Source organism: Pseudomonas sp. GW821-FHT01E10, assembly GCF_059422365.1.
This window is the reverse complement of sequence record NZ_JBWKWT010000025.1, coordinates 18,467-38,259: the sequence shown is the minus strand read 5'-3', so window position 1 is coordinate 38,259 and position 19,793 is coordinate 18,467. Positions and strand designations below refer to the sequence as shown.

The window sequence follows — 19,793 nt, the reverse complement described above, 5'->3', positions numbered from 1 at the left end:
CACTGCACTGCAATCTGCTGAACCTATGATCGGTCGCCTGGTGGTGGTCGGTCTGGGTTTGATCGGCGGTTCGTTTGCCAAAGGCCTGCGTGAAAGCGGTCTGTGCCGCGAAGTGGTCGGGGTCGATCTCGACCCGCAGTCGCGCAAGCTGGCGGTCGAGTTGGGTGTGGTGGATCGCTGCGAAGAAGACCTGGTGGCGGCTTGCCAGGGCGCGGACGTGATTCAGTTGGCGGTGCCGATCCTGGCCATGGAGAAACTGCTCGCGCTGTTGGCGGGCATGGATCTGGGACAGGCGATCCTGACTGACGTCGGCAGTGCCAAGGGCAATGTGGTGCGCGCGGCGACCGAAGCGTTTGGCGGCATGCCGGCGCGTTTCGTGCCAGGGCATCCGATTGCCGGTTCCGAGCAGAGCGGGGTGGAAGCCTCCAATGCTGACCTGTTCCGTCGCCATAAAGTGATTCTGACGCCGCTGGATCAGACCGATCCGGCCGCGCTGGCGGTGGTCGACCGGTTGTGGCGCGAATTGGGCGCCGACGTCGAGCACATGCAAGTCGAGCGTCATGACGAAGTGTTGGCGGCGACCAGCCATTTGCCGCACTTGCTGGCGTTCGGTTTGGTCGATTCATTGGCCAAACGCAATGAAAATCTTGAGATCTTCCGTTACGCTGCGGGCGGTTTCCGCGATTTCACAAGAATCGCCGGTAGCGACCCGGTCATGTGGCACGACATCTTCCTCGCCAACCGCGAAGCTGTCCTGCGCACACTCGATACATTTCGCAGCGACCTCGACGCCTTGCGCGACGCGGTCGATGCAGGGGATGGGCACCAATTGTTGGGCGTGTTCACTCGCGCCCGGGTTGCCCGCGAGCATTTCAGTAAAATCCTGGCCCGCCGGGCCTATGTGGACGCTATGAATTCCAACGATCTGATTTTCCTGGCACAACCTGGTGGCCGCCTGACTGGGCGGATTCGTGTACCGGGCGACAAATCGATTTCCCACCGCTCGATCATGCTCGGTTCCCTGGCCGAAGGCGTCACTGAAGTGGAAGGTTTCCTCGAGGGCGAAGACGCCCTGGCGACCCTGCAAGCTTTCCGCGACATGGGTGTCGTCATCGAAGGTCCGCACCATGGTCGCGTGACCATTCACGGCGTCGGCCTGCATGGCCTGAAGCCTGCGCCGGGCCCGATCTATCTGGGTAACTCCGGCACTTCGATGCGTCTGCTGTCTGGCCTGCTGGCTGCGCAGAACTTCGACAGTACCCTGACCGGCGACGCTTCGTTGTCCAAGCGTCCGATGAATCGCGTGGCCAATCCGCTACGTGAAATGGGCGCTGTGATCGAGACCGCCGCTGACGGTCGTCCACCGATGACCATTCGTGGCGGCAACAAGCTCAAGGGCCTGACTTACACCATGCCGATGGCCAGTGCCCAGGTTAAATCGTGCCTGCTGCTGGCGGGTCTGTATGCCGAAGGCAAGACCACGGTCACAGAGCCGGCACCGACTCGCGACCACACCGAGCGCATGCTGCGTGGCTTCGGCTACCCGGTGACCGTTAACGGGGCGACCGCCTCGGTCGAGTCCGGCCACAAGCTGACCGCGACCCACATTGAGGTGCCGGGCGATATCTCGTCGTCGGCGTTCTTCCTGGTGGCGGCGTCGATTGCCGAAGGTTCGGAGCTGGTGCTCGAACACGTCGGCATCAACCCGACCCGTACCGGTGTAATCGACATCCTGCGTCTGATGGGCGCTGACATCACTCTGGAAAACCAGCGTGAAGTCGGTGGCGAGCCGGTAGCCGACCTGCGCGTACGGGCAGCTAAACTCAAAGGTATCGAGATTCCCGAAGCGCTGGTGCCACTGGCTATCGACGAGTTTCCGGTGCTGTTCGTGGCGGCTGCATGTGCCGAAGGTCGCACTGTGCTGCGTGGTGCCGAAGAGCTGCGCGTGAAGGAATCGGACCGGATCCAGGTCATGGCGGACGGTCTGCTGGCGCTGGGCGTCAAGTGCGAGCCCACTCCGGACGGCCTCATCATCGACGGCGGCCAGATCGGCGGCGGCGAAGTGCACGGTCACGGCGACCACCGGATTGCCATGGCCTTCAGCGTGGCTTCACTGCGCGCCACTGCGCCGATCCGCATCCATGATTGCGCCAACGTCGCGACCTCGTTCCCGAACTTCCTCGCGCTGTGCGCGCAGGTCGGTATCCGTGTTGCACAAGAGGCTCAGTCGTGATCAGCATTGCACCGGTCATCACTATTGATGGGCCAAGCGGCTCTGGCAAAGGTACTGTCGCCGGGATTCTGGCCAAGCGCCTGGGCTGGAACTTGCTGGATTCCGGTGCACTTTATCGATTGCTGGCTTTCGCCGCGCATAACCATGGCGTCGACCTGACCAATGAGGAATTGCTCAAGAAGCTCGCCGCTCATCTGGATGTGCAGTTCATCGCAGCGACCGACGGTCAGTTGCAGCGCATTATTCTGGAAGGTGATGAAGTCAGCGATGTGATCCGTACCGAGAGTGTCGGCTCGGGTGCCTCGCAGGTCGCCGCGTTGCCTGCGGTTCGCGAGGCGTTGCTGCAGCGTCAGCGGGCTTTTCAGGAGGCGCCGGGTCTGGTGGCCGATGGTCGCGACATGGGTACGGTGGTATTTCCCGACGCGCCCTTGAAGATTTTCCTCACTGCCAGTGCCGAAGAGCGTGCGCGCCGACGTTACTTGCAGTTGAAGGGCAAAGTCGATGGTGTTAGTCTGTCGAGTCTGCTAGATGAGATACGTGCGCGCGATGAGCGTGACACCCAGCGAGCGGTAGCCCCGCTCAAACCGGCGGCTGACGCCATACAGCTGGATTCCACGGAATTATCCATCGACCAGGTGCTGGAACGCATCATGAGCGAGATCGCCATTCGCGATATCGCCGGGTGACCAAGAGGGCCGCAGGGGACCAGTCATAGTCCTGCGGAGCTTCTTTTAAATGAAACTAACCCACATCGTCTGGGATGTGGAGATGGGCGTATTCTTCGCCCTTATCAACAGGAATTAAAATGAGCGAAAGCTTTGCGGAACTCTTTGAAGAAAGCCTAAAAACCCTGAACCTTCAGGCAGGCTCCATCATCACCGGTGTTATCGTTGATATCGATTACCAAGCTCGCTGGGTAACCGTTCACGCTGGCCTGAAGTCTGAAGCACTCATCCCGCTTGAGCAGTTCTACAACGACGCTGGCGAACTGAACATCAACGTCGGTGACGAAGTTCACGTTGCTCTGGACTCGGTTGAAGACGGCTTTGGTGAAACCAAGCTGTCCCGTGAAAAAGCCAAGCGCGCTGAATGCTGGATTGTTCTGGAAGCAGCCTTCGCAGCCGAAGAAGTGGTCAAGGGCGTTATCAACGGTAAGGTTAAAGGCGGCTTCACTGTCGACGTTAACGGCATCCGTGCGTTCCTGCCAGGTTCTCTGGTTGACGTCCGTCCAGTGCGCGACACCACGCACCTGGAAGGCAAAGAGCTGGAATTCAAGGTCATCAAGCTCGACCAGAAACGCAACAACGTTGTCGTTTCCCGTCGCAGCGTCCTCGAAGCCGAGAACTCCGCCGAGCGTGAAGCTCTGCTGGAATCCCTGCAGGAAGGCCAACAAGTCAAAGGTATCGTCAAGAACCTCACCGATTACGGCGCATTCGTCGATCTGGGTGGCGTCGATGGCCTGCTGCACATTACCGACATGGCTTGGAAGCGTATCAAGCATCCTTCCGAAATCGTCAACGTTGGCGACGAGATCGATGTCAAGGTTCTGAAGTACGATCGCGAGCGCAATCGTGTTTCCCTGGGCCTCAAGCAACTGGGCGAAGATCCATGGGTTGCTATCAAAGCCCGTTACCCAGAAAGCACTCGCGTTACCGCTCGTGTAACCAACCTGACCGACTACGGCTGCTTCGCTGAGCTGGAAGAAGGCGTTGAAGGTCTGGTGCACGTTTCCGAAATGGACTGGACCAACAAGAACATCCACCCTTCGAAAGTCGTACAAGTCGGCGACGAAGTGGAAGTTATGGTTCTGGACATCGACGAAGAGCGTCGTCGTATCTCCCTCGGCATCAAGCAGTGCAAATCTAACCCATGGGAAGATTTCTCTGGCCAGTTCAACAAGGGCGATAAAATCTCCGGCACCATCAAGTCGATCACCGATTTCGGTATCTTCATTGGTCTGGACGGCGGCATCGACGGTCTGGTTCACCTGTCCGACATCTCCTGGAACGAAGTGGGCGAAGAAGCCGTACGCCGCTTCAAGAAAGGCGACGAGCTGGACACCGTTATCCTGTCGGTTGACCCAGAGCGCGAGCGCATCTCCCTGGGTATCAAGCAACTGGAAAGCGATCCGTTCTCCGAGTACGTTCAAGAGAACGACAAAGGCGCCATCGTTAAAGGCATCGTGAAAGAAGTTGACGCTAAAGGCGCCATCATCACTCTGGCCGACGATATCGAAGCGACTCTGAAAGCCTCCGAAATCAGCCGTGACCGCGTTGAAGACGCGCGTAACGTTCTGAAAGAAGGCCAGGAAGTAGAAGCCAAGATCATCAGCGTTGATCGCAAGAGCCGCGTAATCCAGCTCTCCATCAAGTCGAAAGATGATGCTGAAGAGAAAGAAGCAATCCAGAGCTTGAAAGACAAGCCTGCTGCTGACATCGCTGCTGGTCCTACCACTCTGGGCGACCTGTTGCGTGCACAAATGGAAAAACAGAACTGAGTTCTGTCAGACCATAGAAAAAGGGCGACTTCGGTCGCCCTTTTTTGTGTCTGCGATTTGGTGAATTCAGGGTGTGTGGGGATTGCAGTGTTTCATTCATGAAACCAATGATTTGATTGGGTTGTCTGTTTCTTCAAGTAGGTCAATCGTCTATTCAAGGCTAGGCTTAGTCTGAAGTGAACGACCGCTGGGTTGCGTATCCGGCATAAGGAAGTGAATGAATAAGCTCATTGTCGTGATAGCAGTAATGACATTGGCAGGTTGTACCACCAGCGCCAAGACTCATGTGGTGCGCGGCGTCAGTGGTATAGAGGTCGATTGTTCGGGATTGGGCTCAGGATGGGAGAGGTGTCACAAGCGAGCGGCCAAGGAGTGTAAAGGGGCAGGTTATAAAGTCATCGTAAGGTCTGATGACGCCAAGGAGGAAGATATATTCCCTTTCGGTTTCAATCCCGCGGGCTATCTGACACGCACCATGCTGGTTATCTGCAGGTGAGTGTGTGGGTTCGATCAGAGTTCCGGTGCCTTGAAATCGGGCATCTCGCTGCTGGGGACGATATGTCAACACTCGGGCTGTTCAAATTACTCGGGGCATGCTAAAACCTTTGAAGCGCTGATCTAGCTGCTTGAAAAAGAAGGGAAAAATATGACGAAGTCGGAGTTGATCGAACGAATTGTCACCCATCAAGGGCTACTCTCATCTAAAGATGTGGAGCTGGCCATCAAGACCATGCTTGAGCAAATGTCCCAATGTCTGGCCACTGGTGATCGAATCGAGATCCGTGGTTTTGGCAGCTTTTCACTGCACTATCGCGCGCCGCGCGTGGGGCGTAATCCAAAAACCGGTCAGTCCGTCAGCCTTGACGGCAAGTTCGTTCCACATTTCAAGCCAGGCAAAGAACTGCGTGATCGTGTGAACGAGGATGAGGAGGAAGGGCTTTGACGGCTGTTGCACTCCAGGGAGCCGCTGATGCGTAACTTCAAGCGCGTACTCCTCGCTGTATTTGTCCTGTTGCTTGTTCTGGCGATCCTGGCGTTCGTTCTTGAGAATCAGCAGGCCATGTCACTGCTGTTCCTGGGGTGGGCGAGCCCGCAGTTGCCAGTGTCGTTGATCATGGTGATTACGTTGCTGATCGGTATGGTGATAGGGCCGGTTCTCGGCTGGTTTCTGGGGCGTACGTCCAGAGCCTCACGCAAGCGCCTTGTCTGATTGCGACAAACCCATGGTGAGCATCGGATTTGCATCACAGCTTGTCTATATCCATTAGTAAAACCTTCATTTAGCTGTAAAATGCTGCGCTTATCCGATAGTGGCATATTCCCACATCGGTTCAGACTGACTCTGTCAGAAGCCTCAGCGAATTTGATGGCTTTTGCATTCATGGATTCGACAGTGCTCGGTTGGCGGCCCTGTCAGCAACTCAAGGGTATGGTTTCGCGTGAAAATTCTAGTTACCGGCGGCGCCGGGTTTATTGGCTCGGCGGTCATCCGTCATATCATCTCCAACACCACTGACGCTGTCGTTAACGTCGATAAGCTGACTTATGCCGGCAATCTTGAGTCCTTGGCCGAAGTCAGCGAAGACCCGCGCTATGCGTTCGAGCGCGTCGATATCTGTGACCGCGATCAAATTGACCGTGTCCTGCGTGAACACCAACCGGATGCCATCATGCACCTGGCCGCAGAGTCCCACGTTGATCGCTCGATCTCCGGCCCGTCCGAATTCATCCAGACCAACATTATTGGCACTTACACCCTGCTTGAAGCTGCGCGCCACTACTGGGCGGCGCTGGATGACGCGCGTAAAGCCAGCTTCCGCTTCCACCACATTTCGACTGACGAAGTTTACGGAGACCTTGAAGGTCCGGAAGACCTCTTCACCGAAACAACGCCATATCAGCCAAGTTCGCCTTACTCCGCGAGCAAGGCCAGTTCCGATCACCTGGTTCGCGCCTGGAGCCGTACTTATGGCTTGCCGACCCTGGTCACCAACTGCTCGAACAACTACGGTCCTTGCCACTTCCCTGAGAAGTTGATCCCGCTGATCATTCTCAACGCGCTGGAAGGCAAGCCGCTGCCGGTCTACGGCAAAGGCAATCAGGTCCGTGACTGGCTCTACGTCGAAGACCACGCCCGCGCACTCTACAAAGTCGTGACCGAAGGTGTTATCGGCGAGACCTACAACATCGGCGGCCATAACGAGAAACAAAACATCGAAGTGGTGCATACCCTTTGTGCACTGCTCGACGAGCTGCGTCCAGACTCCGCTCATCGTCCACACGCCAGCCTGATCACCTACGTTCAGGATCGCCCGGGCCACGACCAGCGTTACGCGATCGACGCCAGCAAGATCCAGCGTGAGCTGGGTTGGACGCCGGAAGAGACTTTTGAAACCGGCATCCGCAAAACCGTCGAGTGGTATCTGAACAACGCTGAGTGGGTCGCTCACGTGAAGAGCGGCAGCTACCAGCAATGGATCGACCAGAACTACACGGACCGTTCGGACAAGGCATGAAAATCCTCCTGTTGGGAAAAAACGGTCAAGTGGGCTGGGAGCTGCAACGCTCCCTGGCGCCTCTTGGTGAACTGATCGCATTGGATCGTCACCCGGTTGATGGTTTGAGCGGTGACCTGTCTGATCTCGATGCGTTGCGCACGACGATTCGTCAGGTCAAACCAGACGTCATCGTCAACGCAGCGGCCTACACGGCGGTCGATAAAGCTGAGTCCGAGACAGAGTTGGCCGACCGCGTGAACGGTCAGGCGAGTCAGGTCATGGCTGAAGAGGCGGCATCTCTAGGGGCGTGGCTGATTCACTACTCGACCGATTACGTGTTCAGCGGTGAAGGCCTGACGCCATGGCAAGAGACAGATGCTGTCGCGCCGGTGAATCACTACGGTGCCAGCAAACTTGCCGGCGAGCAGGCGATTATCGCCTCCGGCTGCAAGCACCTGATCTTCCGCACCAGTTGGGTCTATGGCGCACGCGGCAACAACTTCGCCAAGACTATGTTGCGCCTGGCCAAGGATCGCGAAACCCTGAGCGTCATCGCCGACCAGATCGGCGCCCCTACCGGCGCAGACCTGATCGCCGACGTGACGGCGCTGGCTATTCAGCAAGTCTTGCAGCGTCCTGAGCTGGCGGGCCTGTATCATCTGGCGGCCGCTGGCGAAGTGTCCTGGCACGGCTATGCCAGCCATGTGATTGGTTTTGCCAAGGCCAACGGTGAAGAGCTTGCTGTCACGGCAATCAATCCGATCGACACGACCGCTTATCCAACACCGGCACGCCGCCCTCTGAATTCCCGGTTGAACACTCAGAAGCTGCGCGAAAATTTTTCTCTACACTTGCCGGATTGGCAAAGTGGTGTCACCCGAATGCTTATGGAAGTCCTGAATAAATGACCACGACAAATCGTAAAGGCATCATCCTCGCTGGCGGCTCGGGCACTCGTCTGCACCCGCTGACCCTCGGCGTATCCAAGCAAATGCTGCCAATCTACGACAAGCCGATGATCTTCTATCCGCTGTCGGTGTTGATGCTCGCCGGTATGCGCGAAGTCCTGATTATCTCCACGCCTGAAGACCTGCCATGTTTCCAGAAGTTGTTGGGTGACGGCAGCCTGTACGGCATCAAGCTGACTTATGCCGAGCAACCTAGCCCGGATGGTCTGGCTCAGGCTTTCATCATCGGCGAAGAATTCATTGGCAAGGATCCTTGCTGCCTGATCCTGGGCGACAACATCTTTTACGGTCAACACTTCTCGGACAACCTGCGTTCGGCTAGCACTCAAGAACGCGGCGCGACTGTATTCGGCTATCACGTGTCGGATCCAGAGCGTTTTGGTGTCGTCGAGTTCGACGCTGCCGGCCGTGCCTTGAGCATCGAAGAGAAGCCGCTGAAGCCAAAATCCAGCTACGCGGTGACTGGCCTGTACTTCTACGACAACCAGGTTGTCGAGATCGCCAAGAACATCAAGCCATCCGAGCGTGGCGAGTTGGAAATCACCGACGTTAACCGCGCCTACCTCGAGCAAAACACCCTCAATGTAGAAATGCTCGGACGCGGTTTTGCCTGGCTGGACACGGGGACTCACGACTCGTTGCTCGAGGCCAGTCACTTCGTGCACACGATCGAGCAGCGTCAAGGCTTGAAAGTGGCCTGCCTGGAGGAGATCGCCTACAACAACGGTTGGATTACCGCTGAACAGTTGGGCGCTCAGGCCGATAGGCTGAAGAAGACTGGCTATGGTCAGTACCTGCAAAAACTGCTGGATTTGGATTCCCTCTGAGTCGAGAGGGTTTACTTTCAAACCTAGCGTTTAATCCGAGCAAGCAGGAATAGCATGCCAGTAAAACATCCCAAGGTTGCAGTTTTGCTGGCTGCGTACAACGGAATGCAGTGGATTGAGGAGCAATTGGTCTCGATTCTCGGCCAGTTATCGGTCGACGTTACCCTGCACATTAGCATCGACCCCTCTACTGACGGCACCGAGGCGTGGTGCAGAGCTTATGCGGCTGAGCATCCAGCAGTTGTAGTGCTTCCGGATGCCAATCGCTTCGGCGGAGCAGCGCGCAACTTCTTTCGGCTGATCCGGGACGTTGACTTCGATGGCTACGACTTCGTCGCCTTTGCCGACCAGGACGACATCTGGTATCCCGATAAGCTGCACAGAGCAACCCAGGCGTTGCAGGCACGAGGAGTGGATGCCTACTCCAGTAACGTGACGGCGTTCTGGCCAAATGGCAGAACCCTGCTGCTGGACAAGGCGCAACCTCAGGTCGCCTGGGATTTTTTGTTCGAGGCAGCCGGGCCTGGCTGCACCTATGTCTTTAGAAAAAGCCTGATAGAAGCCTTGAAAGGCTCGATGCTCGCCAACTGGCAGCAACTGCAAGGTGTAACTTTGCATGACTGGTATTTCTACGCCTTTGCGCGCAGTCATGGTTACCGTTGGTATATCGACCCGTTACCCAGCATGGATTACCGGCAGCACGAGCGTAATCAGGTGGGTGCCAACACAGGCCTGAGTCCGTTGATCGCTCGTTACAAAACCATTCATGACGGTTGGTGGTTCGGTCAGGTTCACCTGATTGCAGATCTGGTGGGGCAGGGGGCGAAGCCCTTTAAAGGCGTCTTGTTGCAATTACGGCGTACGGAACTGATGAAACTGTCCTTCAGTGCCTGGCAATGCAGGCGCCGGGTGCGGGACAAGATTTTTTTCTTTTTTATCTGTTGGTTCACCGCATTGATGGGAAACAAAGCTCAATGACAGCCCCAAAGGTATTGGTCACGGGGGCAGGCGGTTTCGTGGGTGAGGCGCTGGTTTTCAGGATGTTGGTGGACAAACAGTTCGCTCCGATCGCGGCCGCTCGCAGTCTCACCCGGTTACAGGGTTTATGCCCGGTTGTACCCTTTGATCTGAATGATCCTGAAGCCTTGCCTGAGTTGAAGGAAGTCAGTGCGGTCGTCCACGCGGCGGCCAGAGTTCATGTGATGAACGAAATCGCTTCTGATGCCTTGGCCGAGTTTCGCAAGGTTAATGTGGAGGGCACTCTTCGGTTGGCAAAGCGCGCCGCTGAATCGGGAGTCAAACGCTTCATCTTCATCAGTTCGATCAAGGTCAATGGCGAAAGCACCCAGCCAGGCAAGCCGTTCAAGGCTGATGATACACCGGCCCCGGCGGATCCTTATGGCGTGTCCAAGCACGAGGCTGAACAAGGCCTGAGAAAACTTGCTCATGAAACCGGAATGGAAGTGGTGATTATTCGCCCGCCATTGATCTATGGGGCGGGTGTTAAAGCCAATTTTCTGAGTATGCTGCGCTGGCTGAACAAAGGTATTCCGTTACCGTTGGGAGCGGTTCGGAACCAGCGTAGCCTTGTGGCGATCGGAAACCTGGTGGACCTTGTAATCACCTGTATCGATCATCCTGCCGCAGCGAACCAAACCTTTCTGGTCAGTGATGGCCAGGACTTGTCCACAACTGAAATACTACGTCGCCTGGGCAATGCGCTCGGGACGAAGGCCTGGCTCTTGCCACTGCCAAAGTGGTTGCTGGTAATGGCAGCTTCGGCATTGAGAAAGCAATCTGTTGCTCAACGGATCTGCGGGTCATTGCAGGTCGACATCAGCAAAAATCGTGAATTATTGGGGTGGACCCCCCCCATCAACATGGATGAAGCCATGCGCCAAACCGCAGGTCACTATCTGGACGCGCAGACGAAATGACTTTTTTGTGGCTGCTACTAGCAGTATTCGTTGTTTCCTGGGGGCTGACGTTTGTTTTACGTCGTTATGCTTTGGCCAATAGCTTGATGGATACACCAAACGAGCGCAGCTCTCACTCTGTGCCTACTCCTCGGGGGGGGGGGGTAGCTATCGTTGTCTCCTTTCTGTTGGCGCTTCTGATCCTTCGGGGGCTTGATTTGATGAGCCTGGCGACGCTCGTCGGTTTACTGGGGGGCGGCTTGTTGGTAGCGCTTATCGGTTTTGCCGATGATCACGGGCATATCGCCGCAAGGTGGCGCCTATTAGGCCATTTTGCAGCCTCGATATGGGCGTTATATTGGCTGGGAGGCTCTCCTGGTGTCACGCTCTTTGGAGTCACCCTTGATCCAGGGTGGATTGGGAATATTTTGTTTGTGCTGTATTTGGTCTGGATGCTGAATCTTTACAACTTCATGGATGGCATTGACGGCCTGGCCAGTGCTGAAGCGATCAGCGTCTGCCTCGGAATGTTGCTGGTCTATTGGTTTAGCGCAAACCTCGAACTGGCCTGGGGGCCTCTGGCTCTGGTAGCTGCGGTCGCGGGCTTTCTCTGTTGGAACTATCCGCCGGCGAAAATTTTCATGGGAGACGCAGGCAGCGGTTTTTTGGGGATTGTATTAGCAGGGATGTCGATTGAGGCAGCCTCCAAGTCGCCCGAGTTGCTCTGGAGCTGGTTGATCATGCTTGGCGTTTTCATTGTTGATGCGACGTGGACCCTGATGCGCAGGCTTTTACGAGGTGAAAAGGTATATGAAGCCCATCGCAGTCATGGTTACCAATATGCCTCTCGCAAGCACCGTAGCCATAAAACAGTAACGCTGGCATCGATCACTATCAATTTTGTATGGCTCATGCCGTTATCGATCGCTGTAGCAAGTGGCTGGATTTCCGGATTTTTTGGTATGGTCGTAGCTTATGCGCCACTGCTGTTTATCGCACGTACCTACAAAGCAGGAGAGTCGGAGCAAGTAGTGTAATTAAAAAGCGTCAAAAACACATATCAACACGGGTTTGCATGGTCGCCTCTCTTATAGAGCATCTAGGGATGTACCTGCCGCTGATGTTGTGATATTTGCAGGTCGCTAAGTTGCATTGGTTAGGGAGTTCGATTTGATGAGTGGTTTATTCAGTATGGTTGCTTCAAAAATCTGGCAAGTCATAACGCGTTTTTCACGAGGGCTGCGCTCTTTTTTGGCTAAGTCTAAAGCGTTTATCCGGCCCTTTTACCAAAAGTTTCCTTTCCTTGTGTGGATTCGTGTTCGTATACATTTGTTTTTCAAGCGTTTGCGCGAAAACATAATGTTAGTGATTAATTCGCGGAATAATACCAAGGCTATCCAGGCTATATTGAATCGTCGTTTCTCACGGTTCCAGAGCTCGTCGATCGCTCAGGCGCAACCAGTTATTGATGTGTCGGTGGTGACGTTCAATAGTGGCAAGTGGGTTGATGGTTTTTTTGAATCGTTAAGAGCGCAAAATTACCCGCTCAGCAAATTGAATATGTTCTTTGTTGATAACGGGTCTTCGGACAGCACCCTCGAAGCATTGCAGCGTTGGCAGACATTGCTTGGTCAGGATGTGGCTGGTTTCGATATTATGGAAGGCGACAATGTCGGGTTTGGTGCCGGGCATGAAAAGGCAATCCGTAAAGGACGCTCTGAATATTTTCTTGTTAGTAATGTGGATATCGTTTTTGCCAAAGACTCTATAACCAAAGTGGTGGCTGCTGCTCTGGCTGATGCCAAGGCTGAGGTGGCATCCTGGGAGTTGAGGCAGGCACCTTATGAACACCCTAAATATTATGATCCGGTAACGTTGGAAACCAACTGGTCGTCCCATGCTTGCGTACTTGTAAGAAGGTCGGCTTACGTTGAAGTCGGTGGATACGAGCGCGAGATCTTCATGTATGGCGAAGACGTCGAGCTTTCCTATCGCTTCAGGTCCTATGGATACCAACTCAAGTATTGCCCGTCCGCCGTCGTCTATCACTATACCTATGAGCATGAGCATCATATAAAACCGATTCAGTATACCGGCAGCACGCTGGCCAATGCTTATATCAGGCTGCGCTATGGGAATTTGAGCGATAGAGTGGGTGGCTTCATCTTGCAGTGCCTGCTTTTGCTCCGTCCAGAACCCTATGCTGGCGCCCGTCGCGATGTGTTCAGAAACTTCGGTGTGATATTCAAGAAGGCTCGGTATTTTATGCGGGGCAAGGGACCGAGTGAAAACTGCTATTTCCCTTTCAGGGGCTTTGATTATGAAATGATCAGGGATGGGGCGTTCTGGGAGGTGGGCGAATCATTGGCTGATTACCCTCTTGTTACTGTGGTTACTCGAACTTACAAGAATCGAGGAGAGTTTCTCAGACAGTCTATGATGTCTGTGTGTAATCAGACGTACCCGAATATCGAGTTGATAGTCGTTGAGGATGGCGGTTCTACGATGAGCTCGGTTGTGTCTGATTTTGAATTTCCGGAGGGAATGAGTGTTAGTTACTACTCCCTCGATAAAGTCGGTCGTTCGGTGACCGGTAATTATGGTTTGGAAAAGGCTGCCGGAAAATATTGCATGTTTCTCGATGATGATGATTTGCTTTTCGCGGATCATGTCGAGGTGCTTGTTGGTGCGTTGGCGAAAAATGCTGACGCGGTAGCGGCCTACTCGTTGGCGCTGGAAGTCGGTACTGTTGCCAGTGGCGTGGAAGGGCAATATTTTGAGGTTAGCCATGCGGTACCTCCGATTCTCAAGCAAGAATATGACTATGAGGTTCTGCTGGATCACAACTATATAGCTATCCAGTCTCTCCTTTTTCAAAAGGATCTCTTCTTGCAACGAGGCGGATTTCAAACCGATATGAGCAGTCTCGAAGACTGGAATCTTTGGTTGCGGTATGGTTATGGCAATAAGTTTGTTTATGTGCCAAAAACCACGTCTTTGTTTAGAACTCCAGGTGACCCCACTGTACGGGTAGAGCGGCATATGCAGTTGCATGACGCATATTATATTGCCAAGAATCACGCGCTGAAAACGTGTAAGAGTTATACCTGAGTTCGTGCTTTAGCGGTTTGTGGTATCGAGTTTTTGAATTGAGTCATTCCGAGTGAGTGACTCTTTTTTTGTATTTTTCTACTGATGTAGCTCTGGCTCGTTAGTCGAAGTGGTTGGTTTTGTATACGATTTGTTGACTCTTTATTGGTTTTTTGCTCCTCAATATTCTGGCTTTTTTTCAGATGGACGGCGGCAGCCCTTTAAAGTAATCAAATCTGGCTGTTTCGGGAGGGGGCGCAGGTCTGGGCCGGGATGGTTTCGAGCGGTGCCCATCCTCTGTCCCGTCAACGATTCAGTCCGCCGTGTGTCTGCCTGGGGTTGACGTGTTTTTCGCTCTTGGCGGTAGGGGGGAACCTTTTTTGTTGGGGGCTGCAGCTAGACCATAGGTAAGGAACCCGGTATTTCTGAGCTATTTTGAATGTTAAGACCAAAAAATGTTATAAATCAGTTTTGGATGGTTTCGCGCTTGTTTGCTCCGGGTCAGTGACCGCGTTTGAGGTTCACTCGGCCCAAGGGGGCTAACGTCGTCGACGTAAAGTCGTCGTGGAACCAGGGAGTGGTCATTTGCAAGTGTTACCCTTTTATGTAGGGCTATGGTTGTAGCCGTCTTACAGGGTGTTCGTATTAGTGCAGATAATTTACTCGTTTGGAAGTGCGTTGCTGAGAGTCAGCATGCCCATAGGATTTTTTGACGCATATGCTAAATATTAGTGATTTGTCATCAGTGGACAAACAAAAAGTCTTCGACTATCTCAAGTGGAACAGTTTCCGTTCCGAGAAGTACAAGGTTTTATACGTTAGTACCCCAAAAGTTGCGAGTACTTCCCTGAAGTGGTGGTTTGCGTCACTGGAAGGTTGCTCGCAGGCCTTGCGCGGCGTCGGTGAGGCTGCGGGAAGCAATTCTGATCAAGTTGTTCACGAGATTCACAAGGTTGCGCCCCATGTCAGCGGGCTGGAAATAGACGACCTTTTGGAACCGCTTCTTGCTGATACATATTTTCGATTTGCCGCCGTACGAAATCCTTATAAGCGCATCTTCTCCGCATGGCAGTCGAAAATACTGTTACAAGATCCGGAGCAGGTCGCATCGTATCCAAAGTTTGAGTTATTACAGCAGCCGGTAAAAAGCGTAGCGGATGTTGCTTCGGCTTTTGAGGCGTTTCTGGAGTATCTCGTAAGTAATAGCGCATCTTCACCTGAAAAAGATTTTTGGGCGCCTCAAGCCACGCTATTGCGTCCGGATTTGATCAATTATTCCTTGTTGGTCAAAATTGAAAACTCCTCTGAACTCCATAAAGCATTATCGGAGCACTTCGGTGAGCAGGCCGCCGATCCTTTCGCAGAGCCTTCGCAAAGTGAAAATGTCATTCCCTTCCTTCCTGCTTTTATAACGGAACGAAGTGCGAGTTTGATTAAAGAGTTGTATGCCGAAGATTTTGATGTCTTCGAATATGATAGGCAAGTACCAGAACGTACAGAAGCGTTTTCGGTAGAGCAGTTGGATCTTGCGTTTGACGCGGCCAGGCTGATTCGGGAAAGTCGTCAACAAATAGGTGCGCGCTCCCTTCAAATTCAGGACTTGACCCAACAGATCGAGGATTTGAATCAGCGAATTGCCTCATTGAACCCGACTCTGTTCGAGCGTGAATCGCAGTTAAAAGAGCTCATGGGTTCTTTGGTTAAACGTGACCGGCATATCGCCAGTCTTGAGCAATCTGTGGGTGTGCTCAATAGGCAGTTAGTCGATCTCAAAGCCGTTTTGGTTGATTACGAAAAAGAGAATGTCAGTCTGAAGGCTGATCTGCTCAAGACGCAGCAGGAACTCCAGGCATTACTCTCTTCGCATTCCTGGCGTTTAATGTCGTCTGTGCGCATGGTTTCAGGGTTTGTGCGAGAGTCCGTCCATAACGTCAGAACGCTGACATGGAGTAAAGTTGTCGACTCGTTAAGGCGTCGTCGAGAGCTTTATAACGAAAATACTCTTCGTGAGATTCAGGAAAGCGGGTTGTTTGATCCGGATTATTACCTGGCCAATAATGCAGAAGTGCGTGCAAAAGGCACTGATCCACTCAAGCACTACATGCTCAAGGGCTGGATAGAAAATCGCAATCCTTGCGCCGCTTTCAGTCCTTCGGATTATCTGTTGGCCAACCCTGATGTTGCCGAGGCTCAGGTTCATCCGCTGCTTCACTACATTCAATGCGGACAGCTCGAAGGTCGCCCAATCAGATTGCCAGTTCGCATTTGCGAAATGACGGCGGTCAAGCGTCGACCCGTCGGGCGCAATGCGGTTTTCAATCCGTATGGTGAATATACACCGATACCGGTTCTCAAGGCTGTGCTCGAGGCACAGATCGAAGCCGTCAAAAAGTCAGGATTGTTCGACGAGAAGTACTACCTTGCGATGTACAGCGATGTGCCAGAGGTCTCGGTCGATCCGCTCAGGCACTACTGCGAACAAGGCTGGCGCGAAGGTAAAAATCCTTCCATGGACTTTGATACGCGCGCCTATCTCGCACTTTACAAAGACATTCAACACATTGGTCTCAACCCGCTTTGGCATTACATTGTCACTGGCGCGGCGGAGCATAGAATAGCGGTACCGGATGCACTCATTAATCACGAAAACGACATCCGTTTTGGTGAGGTTAACAGCGACATCAAGTTGCTCGCGTTCTATGTATCGCCTGACTGGGAGGTGTTGCGTAGTGCCAGATTCGCTGCCAAAGGCAATTCGCAGCGACCACGTCCTGACAAGATGCTTGGGTTGTATGATCCGTTGGATGGGCGTGTGCTCACCCAGCAGGTACTCAGTGCCAAGAGCCATGGCTTTTTTGGCTTTTGCTTTAAACTGAGCGCGGATTCGGTTGTGCAAGCGTCGCCACAGCCTCTGGACATTTTTCTTGCCCACACAGAAATCGACTTTAATTTCTGCGTTCAAATAGATTTGCATCTGGAAGGCCTGGCGAACAACTTGATTACGCCTGTTGTTGCAGTTCTAGCTGATAAGCGATGTGTGCGGGTTGATGAGCGTCCCGTCATCGTGGTTAAGCTCAATGAGTACGACGAAGACATCGTTGATTCAATTCGCAAGCTACGTGAGCGATTGAATGAACTGTGTGACGGCGTGTACCTGATTGCTCAGTTTGGTTTTGCGGGTTCGGAAGAGTTGGCGCAGGACCTGGATGGTTTGTGTGACGCCGTGCTTGATCTTTCTGCAGATCCTGTACCGGGCGAAACTGGCGTATTTACACCGCAAAACAAGAATGGAATAGATACCGTTCCGTATAACCTTGTTGCTTCGCAAGGGATCGTACGAGCGCAGAAAACACATCTTCGTACTACTCCGGTTTTCCACGCTATTTCATTGGGGCGTGATGAAACTGCGCTTAAGCAATATTCTCCTCTTGTGTATTCGCGCTTTCACATTCGTGACTATGGACGTTGGCTTGACGCGGCGATCAGGGGCGCGAGAAAGGCGCTCCCCGAGGATCGCCGTCTACTGTTCGTGAATGCCTGGAACAATTGGCAGGAAGGACTTTTCCTTGAGCCAGACAGTATCACCGGTTTTGGTCGGTTGAACGAAACAACACGCGCTTTGCTGGACATTGATTCCAGTATCGTTATGCCAAAAGTTTCGGTAATTGTTCCAAACTATAATCATGAGAGCTACCTTGCTCGTCGGCTGGATAGTATTTATGGGCAGACTTACAAGAATATAGAAGTTATCCTGATGGATGACTGTTCGACTGATGATAGCCGTTCGGTGTTAACTGGTTATGCGGAAAAGTACCCTGATATAACGCGCTTGTTGTTCAATGAGACGAATTCGGGTGGCGTTTTTCATCAGTGGGCTAAGGGGATCAAGGCGGCCAAAGGTGATCTGGTATGGGTCGCTGAAAGCGATGATTACTGTGATGAGCGTTTCCTGGAGGCGCTTGTTAGTTGTTTTGATGATGAAGCGGTCATGCTTGCGTACTCGAAATGTGAGTTCGTAACGACCGACGAAGTTGTGATGCCGGACCAGTTCCTTAACTATGTAAGTGATCTGGAGTGTGCGAATAAATGGGCGGGTTCCTATGTAAGCACAGCGCATAACGAAGTGCGCTCGGTGTTGGGTATTAAAAACACAATACCTAATGCCAGTGGCGTGCTTTTCAAGCGTCCCGTTGATATGCCACTGTTGGATGATCAGTCGTGGTTATCAATGAAGGTTGCCGGTGACTGGGTCTTCTATTTGCACATCATGCGTGGCGGAAAGATTGCTTACTCCACTGAGGGTACAAACTATTTCCGTCGACATTATGCAAGTACTGCCAACACCACTTATCGCAAAGAGGTCTTTTATCGCGAGCTCGGGGTGGCGAACAGAACGGTCCAGTCCCTCTACAATGTTCCGGTGTCGGTGCTTGAGGCTTGTGAGGAATCCAGCAAGAAGCTGTATGACCACTATGTCGGGGGCTCCGCAGAAGAGTTTCTACGTTGGTACGACCATGATTCGATTGTTCGTGCAAGGGCTGACCGACTGCCGAACGTGATGGTTTCCACCATCGGCTTCTATCCGGGCGGTGCCGAAATTCTCCCTATTCGACTGGCAAACGAGTTTAAACGCCAAGGTATTTCCGTCTCCTTGTTTAGCGCCGGGATACCAAAACGCGAAGATGGTGTTCGCAAGATGCTGAGAAACGACGTGCCGGTGATCGAGACGTCGAATATCGAATCAGTGAAAGAGATCATTCATGATTTCGGAATTGAAGCACTTAATAGCCACCAGTGGTACGTTCAGAAGTATCCGGTCGATGTCCCGGATGTTTTTTCCGAGCTTGGCGCCCATGTGGCTGCTCTGCACGGGATGATTGAACATGGCAATGGAGTGACTGATGAACAGTTGCGCATTGCTGACAAAGGTGTCAGTACATGGGTCTACACCGCTGAGAAAAATCTTGTTCCTTTCTCGGACATCTCACTGTACGACAAGTCTTCTCCCCGTTTCGTCAAGGTTCCTAACGGGTTGCAGCCGCCGGAAATCGTTCCAATCTCGCGCGTGCAGATGGGTATACCGGAAGATGCTTTTGTATTGTGTTGTGTCAGTCGGGCAATTCCCGATAAAGGCTGGGGCGAAGCTATCCAGGCGGTAGAACTTGCGCGATCACTTTCCGGTCGGGACATCCGTATTATATTGGTCGGTAATGGCCTGGTGTACGATGAATACTGTCAAGCAGGTGCGCCGGACTTCGTTTACCTGGCTGGCTTTAGTGATAACTCCGTAGGCCATTATGCTGCCGCGGACATGGGCATCATGTTATCGACCTTCAGGTCAGAGAGTTTCCCTCTGACCATTGTCGATTGTCTGTTCGCCGGCAAGCCATACATTGCCACAGACGTAGGCGACATCAAAAACATGTTGACGATAGAGAGCGGCGTTGCCGGGGAGATTATCGGGTTGGAAGATTGGGTCGTCCCAATCGAGAGTGCGGCCCGCGTGATTGCAGCGTTCGCGACAGATGAACGGAAATACAAGGAAGCCGTCGGCCTGGTGAAAGACGTTTCCAGTCGATATCGAATTGACGCCGTTGCCTCTCAATATCTTCGTTTGTTCGAGCGTGACATTCAGCAGCGCAGGGCGGAGTCGGCGAAGGCCGAAGGCGCTGGCCTGACTGTCCAAGACCTGTAGCCGGAGTTGCTGTAAGCAGGACAGCTAGCGTTAAGGGGAGGGCTCACAGGGCAGGTCCGGCTGATTACC

Annotated in this window: 14 protein-coding genes; all 14 read left to right on the top strand. The window is 53.3% G+C overall.

Annotated features, from left to right (window positions below; genetic code table 11):
- Positions 1–25: 25 nt before the first annotated feature.
- The gene (locus AC07V0_RS27065; protein WP_018929852.1) at positions 26–2,233 is read left to right on the top strand and encodes a bifunctional prephenate dehydrogenase/3-phosphoshikimate 1-carboxyvinyltransferase; all 2,208 of its coding nucleotides are present in this window, start codon (positions 26–28) and stop codon (positions 2,231–2,233) included.
- Positions 2,230–2,919, top strand: coding sequence for a (d)CMP kinase (cmk, locus tag AC07V0_RS27060; RefSeq protein ID WP_007939921.1), 690 nt, complete (start codon positions 2,230–2,232; stop codon positions 2,917–2,919). The genes AC07V0_RS27065 and cmk overlap by 4 nt, the downstream gene beginning before the upstream one ends.
- Before the next feature lie 119 nt (positions 2,920–3,038).
- Positions 3,039–4,730, top strand: coding sequence for a 30S ribosomal protein S1 (gene rpsA / locus AC07V0_RS27055; protein WP_018929851.1), 1,692 nt, complete (start codon positions 3,039–3,041; stop codon positions 4,728–4,730).
- A gap of 217 nt (positions 4,731–4,947) precedes the next feature.
- On the top strand, positions 4,948–5,226 hold the full coding sequence (locus AC07V0_RS27050) for a hypothetical protein (protein WP_019650498.1): 279 nt from the start codon (positions 4,948–4,950) through the stop codon (positions 5,224–5,226).
- 150 nt (positions 5,227–5,376) lie between these two features.
- On the top strand, positions 5,377–5,673 hold the full coding sequence (gene ihfB / locus AC07V0_RS27045) for an integration host factor subunit beta (protein WP_003369729.1): 297 nt from the start codon (positions 5,377–5,379) through the stop codon (positions 5,671–5,673).
- 27 nt (positions 5,674–5,700) lie between these two features.
- Positions 5,701–5,940, top strand: coding sequence for a LapA family protein (locus AC07V0_RS27040; protein WP_064616656.1), 240 nt, complete (start codon positions 5,701–5,703; stop codon positions 5,938–5,940).
- A 229-nt stretch (positions 5,941–6,169) separates the two neighbouring features.
- Entirely contained in the window at positions 6,170–7,246 is a 1,077-nt protein-coding gene (gene rfbB / locus AC07V0_RS27035; protein ID WP_086944628.1) for a dTDP-glucose 4,6-dehydratase, read from the top strand.
- On the top strand, positions 7,243–8,136 hold the full coding sequence (gene rfbD / locus AC07V0_RS27030; protein ID WP_111454896.1) for a dTDP-4-dehydrorhamnose reductase: 894 nt from the start codon (positions 7,243–7,245) through the stop codon (positions 8,134–8,136). Before rfbB ends, rfbD begins: the two co-directional genes overlap by 4 nt.
- Positions 8,133–9,023: a glucose-1-phosphate thymidylyltransferase RfbA gene (gene rfbA, locus AC07V0_RS27025; protein ID WP_064616662.1), complete on the top strand. Its 891-nt coding sequence runs from the start codon at positions 8,133–8,135 to the stop codon at positions 9,021–9,023. The genes rfbD and rfbA overlap by 4 nt, the downstream gene beginning before the upstream one ends.
- A gap of 54 nt (positions 9,024–9,077) precedes the next feature.
- Positions 9,078–10,001 (top strand): glycosyltransferase family 2 protein, encoded by a 924-nt coding sequence (locus AC07V0_RS27020; RefSeq protein ID WP_495020076.1) that lies wholly within the window; start codon positions 9,078–9,080, stop codon positions 9,999–10,001.
- The gene (locus tag AC07V0_RS27015; protein WP_086944630.1) at positions 9,998–10,960 is read left to right on the top strand and encodes a UDP-glucose 4-epimerase family protein; all 963 of its coding nucleotides are present in this window, start codon (positions 9,998–10,000) and stop codon (positions 10,958–10,960) included. The genes AC07V0_RS27020 and AC07V0_RS27015 overlap by 4 nt, the downstream gene beginning before the upstream one ends.
- Positions 10,957–11,976, top strand: a complete 1,020-nt coding sequence (locus tag AC07V0_RS27010; RefSeq protein WP_086944631.1) for an MraY family glycosyltransferase — start codon at positions 10,957–10,959, stop codon at positions 11,974–11,976. Before AC07V0_RS27015 ends, AC07V0_RS27010 begins: the two co-directional genes overlap by 4 nt.
- A 136-nt stretch (positions 11,977–12,112) precedes the next feature.
- The gene (locus AC07V0_RS27005; RefSeq protein WP_495020075.1) at positions 12,113–14,050 is read left to right on the top strand and encodes a glycosyltransferase family 2 protein; all 1,938 of its coding nucleotides are present in this window, start codon (positions 12,113–12,115) and stop codon (positions 14,048–14,050) included.
- A 724-nt stretch (positions 14,051–14,774) separates the two neighbouring features.
- Positions 14,775–19,724: a glycosyltransferase gene (locus tag AC07V0_RS27000; protein WP_495020074.1), complete on the top strand. Its 4,950-nt coding sequence runs from the start codon at positions 14,775–14,777 to the stop codon at positions 19,722–19,724.
- Positions 19,725–19,793: the final 69 nt, after the last annotated feature.

What these genes read in the sequence shown, in the direction of transcription:
- AC07V0_RS27065 (WP_018929852.1), top strand. Translation starts at nt 26, where the DNA reads ATGATCGGTCGCCTGGTGGTGGTCGGTCTGGGTTTGATCGGCGGTTCG.
- rpsA (WP_018929851.1), top strand. Translation starts at nt 3,039, where the DNA reads ATGAGCGAAAGCTTTGCGGAACTCTTTGAAGAAAGCCTAAAAACCCTG.
- AC07V0_RS27050 (WP_019650498.1), top strand. Translation starts at nt 4,948, where the DNA reads ATGAATAAGCTCATTGTCGTGATAGCAGTAATGACATTGGCAGGTTGT.
- ihfB (WP_003369729.1), top strand. Translation starts at nt 5,377, where the DNA reads ATGACGAAGTCGGAGTTGATCGAACGAATTGTCACCCATCAAGGGCTA.
- AC07V0_RS27040 (WP_064616656.1), top strand. Translation starts at nt 5,701, where the DNA reads ATGCGTAACTTCAAGCGCGTACTCCTCGCTGTATTTGTCCTGTTGCTT.
- rfbD (WP_111454896.1), top strand. Translation starts at nt 7,243, where the DNA reads ATGAAAATCCTCCTGTTGGGAAAAAACGGTCAAGTGGGCTGGGAGCTG.
- rfbA (WP_064616662.1), top strand. Translation starts at nt 8,133, where the DNA reads ATGACCACGACAAATCGTAAAGGCATCATCCTCGCTGGCGGCTCGGGC.
- AC07V0_RS27020 (WP_495020076.1), top strand. Translation starts at nt 9,078, where the DNA reads ATGCCAGTAAAACATCCCAAGGTTGCAGTTTTGCTGGCTGCGTACAAC.
- AC07V0_RS27015 (WP_086944630.1), top strand. Translation starts at nt 9,998, where the DNA reads ATGACAGCCCCAAAGGTATTGGTCACGGGGGCAGGCGGTTTCGTGGGT.
- AC07V0_RS27010 (WP_086944631.1), top strand. Translation starts at nt 10,957, where the DNA reads ATGACTTTTTTGTGGCTGCTACTAGCAGTATTCGTTGTTTCCTGGGGG.
- AC07V0_RS27005 (WP_495020075.1), top strand. Translation starts at nt 12,113, where the DNA reads ATGAGTGGTTTATTCAGTATGGTTGCTTCAAAAATCTGGCAAGTCATA.